The organism is Pseudomonas sp. NPDC087614 (assembly GCF_044743485.1).
Taxonomy (GTDB): domain Bacteria; phylum Pseudomonadota; class Gammaproteobacteria; order Pseudomonadales; family Pseudomonadaceae; genus Aquipseudomonas; species Aquipseudomonas baetica_A.
Genome location: NZ_JBIUWN010000046.1, coordinates 32,502 through 49,120, shown reverse-complemented (window position 1 = coordinate 49,120; position 16,619 = coordinate 32,502). Strand labels below are relative to the sequence as shown.

Below are 16,619 nucleotides of genomic sequence, written 5' to 3'. Positions count from 1 at the left end.
CCGATGGTAGTGTGGGGTTTCCCCATGTGAGAGTAGGTCATCGTCAAGATTAAATTCCGAAACCCCAATTGCGAAAGCAGTTGGGGTTTTGTTTTGCCCGCAGGAAAGTTTTCAGGCCCGTTGATCCCCTAGCTGTTACAAGAGCTTCTGTTGGGGGAAAAACGTTATGAAGTGACCGGGCAGTTTTTGGTATGGTGCAGCTCTTTTTTTCACGGACTGATGCCATGCCTAGGGAGCGGCACTCATTTATGTCAAAGAGTTGCTGTGGAAATGCCTGAACCAATCCCGATCAAGGATCACGAGAAAGAGGCGCGGCTGGTCAACAAAAGGTTGATCGCCTGCGCCTTTTTCGTCTTCGTCATTAGCTGTGCGCTGGTGGTGCGCCTTTACATCCTGCAAGTAGTCGAGTTCGACTACCACTCAACCATTTCAGAAAACAACCGCGTCCATGTTTTGCCGATCCCGCCCACACGCGGACTGATCTACGACCGCAATGGCGTGCTATTGGCAGATAACCGTCCCAGTTACAACCTGAGCATCACTCGCGAACGTGCCACCAACGTCAATCAGGAGTTGGACGAGGTTATCAATCTCTTACACCTACCTGCGGAAGATCGGACGGTATTCGACAAGGCGCTGAAGCAGTCCCACCACCCGTTCACCCCGGTAACGCTGTTCTATGAGCTGACGGAAGAACAAATCGCTGTGTTGGCGGTCAATGAGTTCCGTTTGCCTGGCCTGGATGTAGAGCCACAGTTCGTTCGACATTACCCATTCGGCATGCACTTCGCTCACTCAATTGGTTATGTCGGCCGCATCAATGAAAAAGAATCCAAGACCCTCGACTCGGTGGAATACCGCGGCACCCAATCCATCGGCAAAACCGGTATCGAACGCTTCTATGAAGCGCAACTGCACGGTCACGTCGGTTATGAGGAAGTGGAAACCAACGCTCAAGGCCGAGTGCTACGGGTACTCAAACATACAGATCCCGTGCCGGGCAAAAACATAGTCCTGAGCCTCGACGTCAAATTGCAGGAAGCTGCCGAAGCTGCTTTGGGGGATCGCCGCGGTTCCGTCGTGGCGCTTGATCCGAGCAGTGGCGAGGTGTTAGCCATGGTCAGCAACCCGAGTTTTGACCCTAACCTGTTCGTTACTGGCATCAGCTCCAAGGAGTATTCGGCGCTCCGTGACTCCATTGATCGGCCGCTATTCAACCGTGTACTTCGAGGCTTGTACGCGCCGGGCTCGACGATCAAGCCGGAAGTCGCGATCGCCGGTCTCGATGCGGGCGTTGTCACGCCGCAGACCCGCGTGTTCGATCCGGGCTACTACCAACTCCCGGACTACGATCACAAGTACCGAAACTGGAACCACAGCGGTGACGGTTGGGTCGACATGGACGCAGCGATCATGCGCTCCAATGACACCTACTTCTATGATCTGGCGCACAAGCTCGGCATTGATCGCCTGCACGACTACATGGCGATGTTCGGCCTGGGTGAGAAAGTCTCGCTGGATATGTTCGAAGAATCCCCCGGTCTGATGCCATCTCAAGCCTGGAAGCGCGCGACACGGCGGCAGGCCTGGTACCCGGGCGAAACGGTCATCCTCGGTATTGGTCAAGGCTACATGCAGGTCACACCTTTGCAACTGGCGCAGGCGACCGCGTTGATCGCAAACAAAGGCGTGTGGAACCGACCGCACTTGGCCAAGACTGTCGATGGTGTGGCACCGGTCGATGAGCATCCGATGCCGAATATCGTGCTCAAGGACCCGCGCGACTGGGAGCAGGTCAACCACGGCATGCAGATGGTGATGCACGCTCCCCGCGGCATTGCTCGCGCGGCGGCAGCAGGTGCGCAATATCGAATCGCCGGCAAGAGCGGCACGGCACAGGTGGTGGCGATCAAGCAAGGTGAGCGCTATAACCGTGAGAAGACCCTCGAACGCCACCGCGACAATGCCTTGTTCGTCGGTTTTGCGCCGGCTGAAGATCCTAAGATTGCGGTTTCGGTGATGATCGAAAACGGCGAAGCCGGTGGTCGTGTCGCCGGTCCCGTGGTACGGCAGATCATGGACGCCTGGCTACTTGATCAGGATGGTCATCTTAAGCCGCAATACGCCGCGCCGACCAAAGCACCGGGCAATCCGCACGTTTAACCGGCAGCAGCTAGACAGCACAGGCTCTCGCAGGCTGAGCATGTGCTGGAAGCTGTCGAGCAATACCGTTTCCGCGCGGCGGCACAGTTATTGCGCAAAAAATCCTCACTACACGCATCAGGCCCCGGGGACCGGGCAACCCATGTCACCTTCTTCACACTTCAAATATTGCTTCAGCGCCTCAACCCGGACTTTGGTCACGGCCGTCATGCAGCTACTGTAAATCAGCGGGTAAACGCTGCCGCCCGCCACCCCGGATGACGAAAACGCGCACTCGGCATCGCGAAACCCGATCCACGCCCTTTGCGCATTGACCAACAGCTTCTTGCTATCCGGATTGTCCTTCAAGCGCCCGGTGATCTGCTGATATACGGTGTTCAGTTCTTTGTCCGCCGCTTTGAAGTCCTGGCCGGCGCATTGATTCATCGTCGCCTGATCGCTGGCGTTGGCACAGTCGACGGCGGCGTGGGCGAGGGGGGTGAACAGAAATGGCATCAGGGCCAGGAGCAGGCGTGGGGACATGGGAGTTCTCGTTATGTCGGATGAAAGTGCAGAGTAGTGTAGCGACTGCGTGGTTCCTATTCAGGTGCTCGTTGTCTGGAGGCTTCAAGCAAGCGGTCTGCGGTCGCTGTAATCTCCTCGCCTTCATGCAGCAGTTCCAGCCATTTGGCAGGAATGGCCCCGACGCCGTAGAAGGCACCGGCCAACTGGCCAACGATCGCGGCGGTGGTGTCGGCATCATCGCCCAGATTCGCGGCTTGCAGGATCGCCTCTGAAAAACTGTCGGTGTGATGAAAGCACCACAATGCTGCTTCCAATGACTCGACGCTGTAGCCGCTACCGCGTATTTCGTTTGCCGGTTTGTCGAGGTATTCACCTCGGGCCAGCGCAACGACTTTGGGTTGTGTGAAGGTCGTGAGGGCGTGCTCGAGCAAGATGTTTTTCGCTGTTCCGAGCAGGGTTTTGCCGATCAGTTCGGCAAATAGTAAGCAGCATTCGATAGCTTCAGGCGCTGCATGGGTTGTTCGCGAGCTGTCGGCGGCAAACTTTCGCACCAGTTCAACGTCAGGAAAGTAAAACAGCACCACCGGTGCCAGCCGCATCAGGGAGCCATTACCAGCGGTGTGCGGGTCGGTTGATCCAGCAAAGGGTTCACCTGTTTGCTGATAATGCGAGAGCGCCTGACTGACGGTCATGCCAATATCAAAACATTCGCCGGTCGAACTGAGGTAACCCCATTTCCACCAGTTGAGATAGCGGCCCATCTGGTCTGTGGCATCGAAACCGTTTTTACTCAGCAGACTTTCCGCCAGGCACAGAACCATCGATGTGTCATCCGTCCATTGCCCCGGTTTCAAGTGGAAAGGACCACCACCGAGCATGTCAGTCAATGGTTGGAATGAACCGCGCGGTTTGAACTCAACCGTGGTGCCGACCGCGTCGCCGCAAGCCAGGCCCAGCAGGGCGCCGCGATAACGTTCGGTGAGGGATGGCTGCATGACTCTTCCTTGCTTCGTTCAATTCCCGGGAAAAGGTATCAGTTTCAACCGTTCAGAGGCGCTTGAAACGCTGCCGGATGTGTCATTGCAGATGAACCGCTGCACTGCTTTGATACAACTTCAGGTTGGACATGTGGTCATACAAGCCTACTGTTCAGAACAGGAGGTGACGTATGAAACCAGTACCCAATAGTTTCGAACGCAAAATCATGCTCAGGGCGCCACGTTCTCATGTCTGGCGTGCATTGGTCGATGCCGAGGCGTTTGGCCAGTGGTTTGGGGTGGCACTGGAAGGCAGGCGTTTTATTGCCGGCGAATGGACGCAAGGGCAAGTCACGTATCCGGGTTTTGAGCACGTTTTATGGAATGTGCTGGTCGAGCGAGTCGAGCCGCAGCAACTATTTTCATTCCGCTGGCATCCGTATGCGGTCAATCCAAAGATCGACTATTCCCAAGAGCCCACCACGCTGGTCAAGTTTGAGCTGCAAGATTACGAGGAAGGCACCTTGCTGAAGGTGTCAGAGTCAGGTTTTGCGCACATTCCGGATATTCGTCAGAAGGAGGCTTATTACATGGACAGCCGTGGCTGGGAAGAACAGTTGAGCCGCCTTGAACACTTTCTTATCGACAGTGCCAGGGCTCGTCAGGGGGCAGGTGGATGAGGTTGGGGGTGTTGGCTGCTGTATGGTTTCTGCCGGAATACGCCTATGGGCCGCTGGAAGTCGAACACATTGCGGATTTGAAGCCCCGCGCCTGACACGTCTAAGGGTTTTCGGAAGGGGTCGTATAGCGAATGTCCTACACGCGATGGTAGCTATGTCGACTATTGCCGATTGGATCCCACGCGTAATCTACACACATCAACTGAAGCACAGGGAGTACTTCAGGATCACGGATGATCGACCATTGCAAGGATCGCTGCCGACAGGGAGTCGATAATGGTCTTGGGAAAAACCCGCTTCGGCGGGTTTTTTTTCGTCCGTAAAAAAGTGCCGGTATGACCCACTGTGGGGAGAGAGCAAGCTCCCCCCAGCAGGTACGGTGTGGATCAAGAGGCGATAAGCTGCCGCAGCACGTAATGCAGGATCCCGCCCGCCTTGAAGTACTCCACTTCATTCAAGGTATCGATGCGGCACAGCACGTCGATTTTCTCCTGCTGCCCGTCTTCACGGGTGATCACCAGCGGCAGATTCATCCGCGGCGTCAGCTCAATGCCACTCAGGCCCTTAATCTCGAAGGTTTCCTTGCCGGTCAGGTGCAGGCTCTTGCGGTTTTGATCGAGCTTGAATTGCAGCGGCAATACGCCCATGCCCACCAGATTGGAGCGGTGGATGCGCTCGAAACTTTCGGCAATCACCGCTTTGACGCCCAACAGGTTGGTGCCTTTAGCCGCCCAGTCACGGCTGGAGCCGGTACCGTATTCCTGTCCGGCAATCACCACCAAGGGTGTTCCCGAAGCCTGATATTTCATGGCCGCGTCGTAGATCGCCAGTTTCTCACCCGTGGGCATGTAGATCGTGTTGCCGCCTTCTTCACCGCCGAGCATCTCGTTGCGGATGCGGATGTTGGCAAAGGTGCCGCGCATCATCACTTCATGGTTGCCGCGCCGCGAGCCGTAGGAGTTGAAGTCCCGCGGTTCCACGCCTTTTTCGCGCAGGTAACGCCCGGCCGGGCTGTCGGTCTTGATGTTGCCGGCAGGGGAGATGTGGTCGGTGGTCACCGAATCGCCGAGCAAAGCCAACACCCGCGCGCCTTTTACATCCTTGATCTCTGGCAGTGGGCCAGAAATCTCGTCGAAAAACGGCGGATGCTGGATGTAGGTCGAATCGTCCTGCCACACATAAGTTGCCGCTTGTGGCACCTCGATGGCTTGCCACTGTTCGTCGCCGGCAAACACTTCGGCGTATTCCTTGTGGAACATCGCGGTGTTGACCTGATTCACCGCGTCGGCGATTTCCTGGCTACTCGGCCAGATATCGCGCAGATACACCGGATTGCCTTGTGGATCATTGCCCAACGGTTCGCTGCTGATATCGGTACGAACAGTGCCGGCCAGCGCGTAAGCCACCACCAGCGGTGGTGAGGCCAGCCAGTTGGTTTTCACCAATGGATGCACCCGACCTTCGAAGTTGCGGTTGCCGGACAGCACCGAAGCGACAGCAAGGTCTGCTTTCTGAATGGCTTTCTCGATCGGCTCTGGCAGCGGGCCGGAGTTGCCGATGCAGGTGGTGCAACCGTAACCCACCAGCGAAAAGCCAAGCTGGTCGAGGTATTGCGTCAGTCCCGCCGCCTTGTAGTAATCGGTAACCACTTTCGAGCCCGGCGCCAGCGAACTCTTCACCCACGGTTTACGGGTCAGCCCCTTCTCCGCGGCTTTTTTGGCCAAGAGCCCGGCGGCCATCATCACACTCGGGTTTGAGGTGTTGGTACACGAGGTGATGGCGGCGATAACCACCGCGCCGTTTTTCAGTCGATAGGTGCGCCCCTCGTATTCGTACTCCGTTTCGCCGATGAGATCGGCATTGCCCACGGCCACGCCGCCGCCACCTTCGCTTTCAAGACGTCCTTCTTCTTTACTGGTGGGTTTGAATTGCAGGTCGAGGAAGTCGCTGAAGGCTTGCGCAACGTTGGGTAATGAAACGCGATCCTGCGGTCGTTTTGGCCCGGCGAGGCTCGCTTCGACGCCACCCATGTCCAGCGCCAGGCTGTCGGTGAACTCCGGCTCCTGACCGGGTAGACGCCACAACCCCTGAGTCTTGGTGTAAGCCTCGACCAGTTTCACCACGTGCGGGGGGCGTCCGGACAGGCGCAGGTATTCCAGGGTCACGTCATCGACCGGGAAGAAACCGCACGTTGCGCCATATTCCGGAGCCATGTTGGCGATGGTCGCGCGGTCAGCCAGCGGCAGGTCGGCGAGGCCGTCGCCATAGAACTCGACGAATTTGCCCACCACACCTTTCTTGCGCAGCATTTGCGTGACGGTCAGCACCAGGTCGGTCGCGGTGATGCCTTCCTTGAGTTTGCCGGTCAGTTTGAAACCGACCACTTCCGGAATCAGCATTGACACCGGTTGCCCAAGCATCGCCGCTTCGGCTTCGATCCCGCCGACACCCCAGCCCAGCACGCCAAGGCCATTGATCATGGTGGTGTGGGAGTCGGTGCCCACCAGCGTATCAGGGAAGGCATAGGTACGACCGTCTTCATCTTTGGTCCACACCGTGCGGCCGAGGTATTCGAGGTTGACCTGGTGACAGATCCCGGTGCCCGGCGGCACCACGCTGAAGTTGTCGAAAGCGCTCTGGCCCCAACGCAGGAAGGCGTAACGCTCACCGTTGCGCTGCATTTCGATGTCGACGTTCTGCTCGAAAGCGCTGGCGGTGGCGAATTTGTCGACCATTACCGAATGGTCGATCACCAGGTCCACCGGCGACAGCGGATTGATCCGCTGCGGATCACCACCGGCCTTGGCCATGGCGGCGCGCATCGCGGCGAGATCGACCACGGCCGGTACACCGGTAAAATCCTGCATCAATACCCGGGCCGGGCGGTACTGGATCTCGCGGTCGGAGCGGCGCTCCTTGAGCCAGGCGGCAATCGCTCTGAGGTCGGCGCCGGTGACGGTTTTTTCATCTTCCCAGCGCAGCAGGTTTTCCAGCAGCACTTTCAGCGACATCGGTAGCTTGTCGATGTTGCCAAGGCTTTTGGCAGCATCCGGCAGGCTGAAATAGTGGTAGGTCTTATCGTCGATTTGCAGTGTTTTAAGCGTCTTCAGACTATCGAGGGACGGCATTACGATCACTCCTTTGAATCCGCACGGCTACGGATCGGGGGACGAATAGAGCTTTAAAACTAGCCCTGTTTTCATTAGCTGGCTAATAACTGGACTCTATGACGAAGTCCAAGGTTCCGACATCGGCTATCATGCGCCGGTTTTCGTGACAGGCTTTGCCGCAACGCAAGGCCTGAGCATCGCGCAGGGGCCGAATGTCCGCCCTCTGCCCAGGAGTAAGAATGAACACCCTATTCATGCATTGCCGGCCAGGTTTCGAAGGCGAAGTCTGCTCGGAGATTTCCGACCTCGCCGCCCAACTCAACGTGGCCGGTTACGCCAAAGCCAAAACGGCCACCGCCTGCGCCGAGTTTGTCTGCACCGAAGAAGACGGCGCCGAGCGCCTGATGCGTGGTCAGCGTTTTGCCGAGCTGATCTTCCCGCGCCAATGGGCGCGTGGCGTTTTCATCGATCTGCCTGAAACCGACCGTATCAGCGTGATCCTCGCGCACATGGCCGATTTCCCGGTGTGCGGCAGCCTTTGGCTGGAAGTCGTCGACACCAACGACGGCAAGGAACTGTCGAATTTCTGCAAGAAGTTCGAAGGCCCGCTGCGTAAAGCGTTGACCGGCGCCGGCAAACTGGTGGAAGACGCCAGCAAGCCGCGTCTGTTGCTGACCTTCAAGAGCGGCCGCGAAGTTTTTCTCGGTATGGCGGACGCGGGTAACTCGGCGATGTGGCCGATGGGTATCCCTCGTTTGAAGTTTCCGCGTGAGGCGCCAAGCCGTTCGACACTGAAGCTGGAAGAGGCCTGGCACCACTTCATCCCGCGTGATCAGTGGGAAGATCGTCTACACAGCGACATGACCGGCGTCGATCTCGGCGCCGCGCCGGGTGGCTGGACCTGGCAACTGGTCAATCGCGGCATGCTGGTGACCGCCATCGACAACGGTCCGATGGCCGAAAGTCTGATGGACACGGGTTTGGTGCAGCATTTGATGGCTGACGGTTTTACCTTCAAGCCCAAGCAACCGGTGGACTGGATGGTTTGCGACATCGTCGAGAAACCGGCGCGTAACGCGGCGATGCTCGAAGAGTGGATCGGCGAGGGGCATTGCCGTGAGGCGGTCGTGAACCTGAAGCTGCCGATGAAACAGCGTTATGCCGAAGTGAAGCGTCTGCTTGAGCGCATTGCCGATGGTTTCAAGGCGCGCGGCATCAAGGTTGATATCGGCTGCAAGCAGCTGTATCACGATCGCGAAGAGGTCACGTGCCACTTGCGTCGGCATGACGTTAAAAAACCCAAATCCCGCTGAAGCACCACAGGGTTAGACGATATACCCGGCAATGCGCGACAATGCCGGCCAGTTTCAGGAGTGAATCATGAGTGAAATGATCGACATGCCGGTCGACGGTACCCTCGATGCCACGGGCCTCAATTGCCCGGAGCCGGTGATGATGCTGCATCAGCACATCCGTGATCTGGCACCCGGCGGCCTGCTCAAGGTGATCGCCACCGATCCGTCGACCAAGCGCGATATCCCCAAGTTCTGTGTGTTTCTCGACCATGAACTGGTTAGCCAGCATGAAGAGGCTGGTACTTACCTGTACTGGATTCGCAAGAAGCACGCCTGAGCCTCAGGCCAAACCCAATGTGGGAGCGGGCTTGCTCGCGAATGCAGTTTTTCAGTCACCTGCAAGGGCGACTGAGATACCGCTTTCGCGAGCAAGCCCGCTCCCACATTTTTTTGGTTTAAGTGGACTTAGCCCAGCGAACGGCTGATTCGGATACGCTTGCGCGCACTGCGGGTCAGACGAATCGACAACATGAACGCCGCGCAACTCAGGCCGACGATCAAACCTTGCCACAAACCGCTCGGGCCACGAGGCGCGCCGAGCCAATCTGTCAGGCCGAGGGCGTAACCCACCGGCAGGCCGATGCCCCAATAGGCGAACAGGGTCAGGATCATCGTTACGCGTGTGTCCTGATAACCACGCAGCGCGCCGGCGGCGGTGACCTGGATCGCGTCGGAAAACTGAAACAGCGCCGAATACACAATCAGCATCGCGGCGATGTGAATCACCGTCGGGTCAGCGGTGTAGATCGCCGCAATCGGCTCGCGCAACAGCAACATCATGCTCGCCGACAAGCAGGCGTAGGCCAATGCGGTCCCCATGCCGACGCCCGCCGCAAAACGCGCTTCACGCGGTTCTTCCCGGCCCAGAGCCTGGCCCACGCGCACGGTAACTGCCATGCCCAGTGAGTAAGGAATCATGAACACCAGCGAGCTGACGTTGAGTGCAATCTGGTGCCCGGCCACCACGGTAGCGCCGAGGCTGCCGATCAGTAGCGCGATGACCGCGAAAATGCTCGACTCGGCAAACACGGCGATACCGATCGGCAGGCCGATCGCCAGCAGACGTTTGATGACCGCCCACTGTGGCCAATCGAAACGGCTGAACAGTTCGCTTGAACGATAGGCTGGCGCCCAGCGCTCGTAACCGGCCAGCCCCAGCGCCATCACCCACATCACGATCGCCGTGGCCCAACCGCAGCCGACGCCGCCCATGGCCGGCACGCCGAAGTGGCCGTAGATGAAGATGTAGTTCAGCGGGATATTGAGCGCCAGGCCGCACAAGCCCAACACCATCGCCGGCCGCGTGCGGCCCAGGCCATCACTGAAGCAGCGCAGTACATGATAAAACGCCACCGCCGGCAGCCCGCTGGCGATGCCGTGCAAATACTGCATGCAAGGGCCAATCAGCTCGGGATCGACGTTCATCAGATGCAGGATCGGCTCGGCGCCGAGCAGCATTACGGTCGCAATTAACCCTACTGCCAACGCCAGCCACAATGCCTGTCGCACAACCGGGCCGATCTCGCTGTGAGTGCCGGCGCCGAAGCGCTGGGCGACTTTCGGCGTGGTCGCCAGCAGGGTGCCGGTCATCAGCAGGAAGACCGGTACCCAGATCGAGTTGCCCAAGGCCACCGCCGCCAGATCCCCCGGGCCGACGCGACCGGCCATTACCGTGTCGACGAAACCCATGGCCGTGGTTGCCAGTTGCGCGATGATGATCGGCAACGCCAGGGCGAGCAGGTTTTTCATCTCCAGGCGAACCCTGGCGGGACGGGTGAGGGCGACGGCGACAGGTTGGTCAGTTACGGAATTCACAGGCAAAGCGTCCACAGATATTGATGCGCAGGGCGCCGCATTCTACGCCGCTGACGCCTTGGTCAGGAAAAATCCTCTGTTACGGATTTGTAAGCGCAAAGCCTGCTGGCCCAACCGCCTGTCTGCACCTAAACTGCCGATCCGCCAAAGGAGCCCGCCATGCTGATTGTTGCCGACGAAAATATTCCGTTGCTCGATGCTTTTTTTGCCGGTTTCGGTGAAATCCGCCGAGTTCCAGGCCGTTCCATCGACCGTGCGACGGTTGAACAGGCCGATGTATTGCTGGTGCGTTCTGTGACCAGCGTCAACCGTGCCTTGCTCGAGGGCAGTAAGGTGCGCTTTGTTGGCACCTGCACCATAGGCACTGATCATCTGGATCTTGAATACTTCGCCCAAGCCGGTATCACCTGGTCGAGTGCGCCCGGCTGTAATGCCCGGGGCGTGGTCGATTACGTGCTTGGCAGCCTGATGACGCTGGCCGAAATCGAAGGCGTCGATCTGGCTCAGCGAACCTTCGGTGTGGTGGGTGCGGGCGAAGTCGGTGGTCGACTGATCACGGTCCTTAAAGGTCTGGGCTGGAACGTGAAGGTCTGCGATCCGCCGCGTCAGTCCGCCGAGGGGGGCGATTACGTCAGCCTGGAGCAGATCATCGAGCAATGCGATGTGATCAGCCTGCACACGCCATTGACCCGCAGCGGTGAAGGGGCGACCTGGCATCTGCTCGATCAACAGCGTTTGCAGCAACTCAAGCCCGGTGCCTGGCTCATCAATGCTGCCCGTGGCCCGGTGGTGGATAACGCCGCGCTGCGCAAAGTGCTGCTGGCGCGTGAAGACCTGCAAGCAGTGCTCGATGTCTGGGAGGCAGAACCGGAGGTCGATGTGGCACTGGCCGAACTCTGCGTACTGGCCACGCCGCACATTGCCGGGTACAGCCTCGATGGCAAACAGCGCGGGACGGCGCAGATCTATCAGGCGTACTGCGACTTTATCGGGCAGCCTGCGAGCATCCAGCTCAGTGACTTGCTGCCTGCCCCGTGGTTGTCGCAAGTCACCTTGCAGGCCGACAGCGATCCTGCCTGGGCGTTGGCGATGTTGTGCCGTGGCGTGTACGACCCACGCCGCGACGATGCGGATTTTCGCCGCAGCCTTGTAGGCAATCTCGCTGAACAGCGTGCGGCATTTGATGTGCTGCGCAAGCAATATCCGGTTCGGCGCGAGATTGAAGGGTTGAAGGTGCGGATTGAGGGAGATTCGCCTGTATTGCGGCAGATCGTGGCGGCACTTGGAGCGGTTGCGGTCTAGGGCACCGAACCGGCCCGTTCGCGAGCAAGCTGCGGTCTGACAGCCACGCATAAAAAACCCGGCCAGAGGGGCCGGGTCAGGAAGACAGTGGCTATATCACTTTTGTTCGGCAGGCTTGATCAATCGCTTCTCCAGCTCGCGGCAAGCGTCCTGGATCATGTCTTCAGTGATCGGTACTTCACGCCCGTCCTTATCAATGATCGAACAACCCAGAGTCTGGCCGGGCTTGGTGCGGATCACTTCAATCTTGTCATTGCTGCTGTGTTGCAAGGACATGGCCTGTCTCCTCATCAGGTTGTGTGCCTAGGTTAGAACCGCCACGTGACCGGGCTGTGACAATCCCCTGAGCTTTATCGGGGGCGGCATCTCCACTCAACCAGAAATGACCGTTCGTCTCAACCGGGACTTTAGACCAATAGTCTCTAGGCCCTAGTCGTCACGGGCATATTTAACCTGACTCATTGTGATTTACAGAGTTCCACCCCATTTGAGTATGTAGGCTGGCCCTATTCAACAGCACAGACGTGAACCTCAATGATCCCGATGCTTTCCTCTCGACACCGGCGCGCCTTGCGTCTGACCAGTCGTTTTCTCGCCCCTTATCGCTGGCCGGCCTTCGGCGCGCTGCTGGCGTTGATCGTGACGGCCGGTATTACCTTGTCGTTGGGGCAGGGGATCAAACTGCTGGTCGATCAGGGGTTCATGACCCAATCACCGCACTTGCTCAACCAATCCATAGGCATATTCATGCTGTTGGTGTTGGGCCTGGCGGTCGGCACCTTTGCCCGGTTCTATCTGGTGTCGTGGATCGGTGAGCGAGTGGTGGCAGACATCCGCCGGCAGGTGTTCAACCATTTGGTTTACCTGCATCCGGGGTTTTACGAGGACAATCGCAGCTCGGAAATCCAGTCACGCCTGACGGCTGACACGACTCTGCTGCAGTCGGTGATCGGTTCGTCGTTGTCGCTGTTCCTGCGCAACTTGCTGATGGTCATCGGCGGGGTTGTACTGCTGTTCATCACCAACCCCAAACTCACCAGCATCGTGGTGATCGCCTTGCCGCTGGTGATTGCGCCGATCCTGATTTTCGGGCGGCGCGTGCGCAATCTGTCGCGGCAGAGCCAGGACCGGATTGCCGATATCGGTAGCTACGTGTCCGAAACCCTCGGGCAGATCAAAACCGTTCAGGCTTACAACCATCAGGCGCAGGATGAACAGCGCTTTGCGACGACGGTTGAGCAGGCTTTCGAAACGGCCCGCAAGCGAATCTTCCAGCGAGCGTGGCTGATTACTCTGGTCATCGTGCTGGTGCTCGGCGCTGTAGCGGTGATGTTGTGGGTCGGCGGCATGGATGTGATTGCAGGGCGGATATCTGCCGGTGAACTGGCGGCGTTCGTCTTCTACAGCCTGATTGTCGGCAGCGCTTTTGGCACATTGAGCGAAGTGATTGGTGAACTGCAACGCGCCGCCGGTGCCGCTGAACGGATTGCCGAATTACTACGCTCGGAAAACATCATTCAACCGCCAGCGACGGGTTTGGTGACCTTGCCGGCGCGAGTAAAAGGCGAACTGGAACTGCAGGATGTAAGGTTTTCCTACCCCTCGCGTCCGCAAAGCTACGCCGTCGATGGGTTGAATCTTACCGTCAGAGCTGGCGAAACTCTGGCGCTGGTGGGGCCATCCGGTGCCGGTAAATCCACGGTGTATGACTTGCTGCTGCGCTTTTACGATCCGCGCGAAGGCCTAATTCTGCTGGATGGGGTGCCGTTGACCAGCCTCGATCCGCTGGATCTGCGTCGCTGTTTTGCTTTGGTCTCCCAGACGCCGGCGCTGTTCTTCGGCAGCGTGGAGGAAAATATCCGCTATAGCTGCCCATCGGCCACGCTGGAACAAGTCAAGGAAGCGGCCCGAATTGCCCACGCCCATGACTTCATCGAACAAATGCCTGATGGCTATCAAACCCATCTGGGTGATGGCGGTCTTGGGCTTTCCGGTGGTCAACGCCAGCGTCTGGCCATTGCCCGGGCGTTGTTGGTGGATGCGCCAATCCTGCTGCTGGATGAAGCCACCAGCGCACTCGACGCGCAAAGTGAACACCTGATCCAGCAAGCCTTGCCCAATCTCATGCACAACCGCACCACACTGGTGATCGCCCACCGTTTGGCCACGGTGAAGAACGCCGACCGGATCGCGGTGATGGACCAGGGCAAACTGGTCGCGGTAGGGACGCATCAGGAATTGATTGCCAGTAATCCGCTATATGCACGGCTGGCGGCGTTGCAGTTCAACGATGGCGTGCAGGTGATGACCGACTAAGCACCGACACGGTCGAGCGCTATGAAAAATGCCCTTATCTCGCGATAAGGGCATTTTCTTTACCGGGTGTGATCTGCGTGATCACTGATCATCAAAATACCGTTCATGCCAATCCACCAGCGGCTGGGGCGAGTTGAGCTTCTGGCCGTAGATCACCGAATAAGACAACACGTTCTGCACGTATTGGCGGGTTTCGTCGAACGGAATGCTTTCGACCCAGACATCGAAGCTCAGGTGATCAGCACCACGCAACCACTGGCGTACACGGCCGGGACCGGCGTTGTAAGCGGCAGAAGCGAGGACGCGGTTGCCGTTGAACTGGCTATGCACCTGACTCAGGTAAGCCGCGCCGAGCTGGATGTTCTTGTCCGGATCGAGCACCTGCTTCGGCGAGGCCAGCGGAATGCTGAACTTGCGCGCGGTTTCCTTGGCGGTGGCTGGCATCAGTTGCATCAGACCGCTGGCGCCAACGCCTGAGCGGGCGTCGTCCATGAAGGCGCTTTCCTGGCGGGTGATCGCGAACACCCAACTCGAATGCAGCCCGCGAACCTTGGATTCACGCACAAGGGTATTGCGGTGGGCCATCGGGAAGCGGATGTCCAGATCGTCCCAGTATTTCGCCTGACTGATGGTGCGTATTGCCGGGAAGTACCATTTCAGGTCATAGGCCAGTTTCGCCTGGGCGACCATTTCGTCGCGGTTGAAGTGGCGGCTGACGTAATACCACTCGCGACGGCCGTCGACGATCTGTCCCCGTGCGTGGAATTCCAGCGCACGCCGCACGCCGGGGGTGTTGCGTACTTTGTTGATCAGCGCCTGACTGAGCACTAAAGGTTTGTTGTTCAGCGAATAAGGCGACTGTGAGCGGTCAGCGGCAAGAAAGCCGTAGAAGTCGCGCTCCTGGGCCAGGCTCTTGTAGAGGTGCTGCACTTGCGGGTTCTGCGGCTGTGCCAGTTCCAGGCTGCGGGCTTGCCAGTAGCGCCAGCGATTGGTGGTGGCCAGGTCCTGCGGCAAGCGACGGGTCAATTGGTAAGCGTCGTCCCAGCGCGCCAGACGCAGCAGCAGGCGCAGGCGCCATTCGGAAACCGTGTTGTCACGCAGCTCCGGGTCGTATTTGGTCATCACGTCCAGCGCTCGACTGTCGAAGCGCCGGGCCAGGGTCAGGCCGATTTCCCGCGCGATCGCGACTTTTTCATCGCGGGAGAAGTGCATGCTGCTGGCGTAGCCGTCGAGCAAGGCCATGGCTTTGTCAGGGTCTTGGCGGGCCAGGCGGCGCAGGCCGAGGCTGACCACGTCGGACATCGGTTCGTCGGCGGGGGTAAAGCGTGATGGTTGATTAAGTAACTCGGGTTTTTGTGCCACATCCACCAACAAACGACCGCGTGGGGCGAGGGTGGTCAGGCCTTTCACCAGGCTGTTGGCCAATGCAAAGTTGCGGGCCTGAGCTGCAAGCTTGGTGCGCTGCCAGCGTTTTTGCTCGGTCAACTGACCGTCAGCGGCCCAGATGCCAAACAGCGCATCACACGCAGCAGGTTGCGATTTGCCCGTGAGCCAGAGCTTGTCCGCGTTGGCGTATCCCTCGGCTTTTTGGTTATGGCTGATCTGGTACTGCGCATTGAGGCAGTCCAGTTCGGTGAAATTGAGTTTCGGGTCGTAATACTTGACGAAGGTTGTCCAATCGCCACGGTCGGCGAGCCAGCGCAACCAGCGCAGCTTCATCCAGTTGGCCTGGGGCAGGTCGCCGTGCTCGGCGAGGAATTTCTCGATTTCCGCGTTGCTCGCGGTTTTCAGGCGTGCGGTCAGCTCGTCGTAAGCCAGATACGGTTCCAGCGGATAATCAGCCAGGGCCTGGCTGTAACGCAAATACGGACCGGTGTCGCCCTTGGCCAGGGCGCGTTTGGCTTCATCGTAATACTGGCGTTGGGTGGACAGGTCCACCGCCTGGGCGGATTGAACGGCAGCGGCGGTAAGTAGGAAACAGGAAAAAACACTGAAAAGGCGACTGCGCATGAGACATCCGGGCAGAGAAATCATGACAAGTGCTGACCTCGATCAGCACTGAATTGTCTGTAGCTTAGCCTTTTGCCAGCAAGCGGCGAAAGCTTTGCGGGCCTTACAGCACAAGTTCGCAACAAATGTTGTGCAGAGTGCTTCGACAGACAAATTGCCGGCCTGCTGAAGCCCTAACTCAGGTAGAATGCGCGCCCGGTTTTTGGAGAAGCTCATGACCCTGCTCAAATTCAGCGATGTGTCCCTTGCATTCGGCGCGATGCCGTTGTTGGACAAGGTGTCCTGGCAGATCGCCCGTGGTGAGCGGGTGAGCATCCTCGGCCGCTACCTCACAGGAAAATACAGCATGATCAAACTGTTCAAGGGCGACAACAAACACTATCACCT

Annotated in this window: 12 protein-coding genes and 1 pseudogene; 7 read left to right on the top strand and 6 right to left on the bottom strand. The window is 58.4% G+C overall.

Features of this window, described 5'->3' with window-relative positions:
* Positions 1-270: 270 nt before the first annotated feature.
* Positions 271-2,163, top strand: coding sequence for a penicillin-binding protein 2 (mrdA, locus tag ACIOWA_RS17610; protein ID WP_401160978.1), 1,893 nt, complete (start codon positions 271-273; stop codon positions 2,161-2,163).
* Positions 2,164-2,280: 117 nt separating this feature from the next.
* Here the strand turns inward: mrdA and ACIOWA_RS17605 are convergent, their stop codons facing one another.
* Together ACIOWA_RS17605 and ACIOWA_RS17600 are read right to left on the bottom strand one after the other, a co-directional pair.
* Positions 2,281-2,685: a lysozyme inhibitor LprI family protein gene (locus ACIOWA_RS17605; RefSeq protein WP_339433405.1), complete on the bottom strand. Its 405-nt coding sequence runs from the start codon at positions 2,683-2,685 to the stop codon at positions 2,281-2,283.
* A gap of 56 nt (positions 2,686-2,741) precedes the next feature.
* On the bottom strand, positions 2,742-3,662 hold the full coding sequence (locus tag ACIOWA_RS17600; protein WP_401160976.1) for an ADP-ribosylglycohydrolase family protein: 921 nt from the start codon (positions 3,660-3,662) through the stop codon (positions 2,742-2,744).
* A 173-nt stretch (positions 3,663-3,835) separates the two neighbouring features.
* Here ACIOWA_RS17600 and ACIOWA_RS17595 point away from each other — a divergent pair, with 173 nt between their 5' ends.
* Positions 3,836-4,324: an SRPBCC family protein gene (locus ACIOWA_RS17595; protein ID WP_401160974.1), complete on the top strand. Its 489-nt coding sequence runs from the start codon at positions 3,836-3,838 to the stop codon at positions 4,322-4,324.
* A 386-nt stretch (positions 4,325-4,710) separates the two neighbouring features.
* Here the strand turns inward: ACIOWA_RS17595 and acnA are convergent, their stop codons facing one another.
* Complete coding sequence (acnA, locus tag ACIOWA_RS17590; protein ID WP_401160972.1) at positions 4,711-7,452, bottom strand: aconitate hydratase AcnA; 2,742 nt, start codon at positions 7,450-7,452, stop codon at positions 4,711-4,713.
* A 221-nt stretch (positions 7,453-7,673) separates the two neighbouring features.
* Here acnA and rlmM point away from each other — a divergent pair, with 221 nt between their 5' ends.
* Positions 7,674-8,747 (top strand): 23S rRNA (cytidine(2498)-2'-O)-methyltransferase RlmM, encoded by a 1,074-nt coding sequence (gene rlmM / locus ACIOWA_RS17585; RefSeq protein WP_401160970.1) that lies wholly within the window; start codon positions 7,674-7,676, stop codon positions 8,745-8,747.
* A gap of 67 nt (positions 8,748-8,814) precedes the next feature.
* Positions 8,815-9,066: a sulfurtransferase TusA gene (gene tusA / locus ACIOWA_RS17580; RefSeq protein ID WP_339433401.1), complete on the top strand. Its 252-nt coding sequence runs from the start codon at positions 8,815-8,817 to the stop codon at positions 9,064-9,066.
* A 128-nt stretch (positions 9,067-9,194) separates the two neighbouring features.
* On the opposite strand, the gene ACIOWA_RS17575 is transcribed toward tusA, so the two are convergent.
* Complete coding sequence (locus ACIOWA_RS17575; RefSeq protein WP_339433400.1) at positions 9,195-10,604, bottom strand: MATE family efflux transporter; 1,410 nt, start codon at positions 10,602-10,604, stop codon at positions 9,195-9,197.
* Between the two features lie 159 nt (positions 10,605-10,763).
* Between ACIOWA_RS17575 and pdxB the strand changes: the two genes are divergently transcribed.
* Positions 10,764-11,906, top strand: a complete 1,143-nt coding sequence (pdxB, locus tag ACIOWA_RS17570; protein WP_339495330.1) for a 4-phosphoerythronate dehydrogenase PdxB — start codon at positions 10,764-10,766, stop codon at positions 11,904-11,906.
* Between the two features lie 96 nt (positions 11,907-12,002).
* On the opposite strand, the gene ACIOWA_RS17565 is transcribed toward pdxB, so the two are convergent.
* On the bottom strand, positions 12,003-12,182 hold the full coding sequence (locus ACIOWA_RS17565; RefSeq protein ID WP_339433398.1) for a PA1571 family protein: 180 nt from the start codon (positions 12,180-12,182) through the stop codon (positions 12,003-12,005).
* A gap of 258 nt (positions 12,183-12,440) precedes the next feature.
* Between ACIOWA_RS17565 and ACIOWA_RS17560 the strand changes: the two genes are divergently transcribed.
* Complete coding sequence (locus tag ACIOWA_RS17560) at positions 12,441-14,222, top strand: ABC transporter transmembrane domain-containing protein (protein WP_401160968.1); 1,782 nt, start codon at positions 12,441-12,443, stop codon at positions 14,220-14,222.
* Between the two features lie 81 nt (positions 14,223-14,303).
* On the opposite strand, the gene ACIOWA_RS17555 is transcribed toward ACIOWA_RS17560, so the two are convergent.
* Positions 14,304-16,232: a transglycosylase SLT domain-containing protein gene (locus ACIOWA_RS17555; protein WP_401160966.1), complete on the bottom strand. Its 1,929-nt coding sequence runs from the start codon at positions 16,230-16,232 to the stop codon at positions 14,304-14,306.
* Between the two features lie 214 nt (positions 16,233-16,446).
* Here ACIOWA_RS17555 and ACIOWA_RS17550 point away from each other — a divergent pair.
* Positions 16,447-16,524 (top strand): annotated as a pseudogene (locus ACIOWA_RS17550) (hypothetical protein); the annotation flags it as partial.
* Between the last annotated feature and the right edge of the window lie 95 nt (positions 16,525-16,619).

Coding starts and splice junctions, on each gene's coding strand:
- ACIOWA_RS17565 (WP_339433398.1), bottom strand. CDS start 12,182: ATGTCCTTGCAACACAGCAGCAATGACAAGATTGAAGTGATCCGCACC.
- ACIOWA_RS17600 (WP_401160976.1), bottom strand. CDS start 3,662: ATGCAGCCATCCCTCACCGAACGTTATCGCGGCGCCCTGCTGGGCCTG.
- pdxB (WP_339495330.1), top strand. CDS start 10,764: ATGCTGATTGTTGCCGACGAAAATATTCCGTTGCTCGATGCTTTTTTT.
- ACIOWA_RS17595 (WP_401160974.1), top strand. CDS start 3,836: ATGAAACCAGTACCCAATAGTTTCGAACGCAAAATCATGCTCAGGGCG.
- rlmM (WP_401160970.1), top strand. CDS start 7,674: ATGAACACCCTATTCATGCATTGCCGGCCAGGTTTCGAAGGCGAAGTC.
- mrdA (WP_401160978.1), top strand. CDS start 271: ATGCCTGAACCAATCCCGATCAAGGATCACGAGAAAGAGGCGCGGCTG.
- ACIOWA_RS17560 (WP_401160968.1), top strand. CDS start 12,441: ATGATCCCGATGCTTTCCTCTCGACACCGGCGCGCCTTGCGTCTGACC.
- tusA (WP_339433401.1), top strand. CDS start 8,815: ATGAGTGAAATGATCGACATGCCGGTCGACGGTACCCTCGATGCCACG.
- acnA (WP_401160972.1), bottom strand. CDS start 7,452: ATGCCGTCCCTCGATAGTCTGAAGACGCTTAAAACACTGCAAATCGAC.
- ACIOWA_RS17555 (WP_401160966.1), bottom strand. CDS start 16,232: ATGCGCAGTCGCCTTTTCAGTGTTTTTTCCTGTTTCCTACTTACCGCC.
- ACIOWA_RS17605 (WP_339433405.1), bottom strand. CDS start 2,685: ATGTCCCCACGCCTGCTCCTGGCCCTGATGCCATTTCTGTTCACCCCC.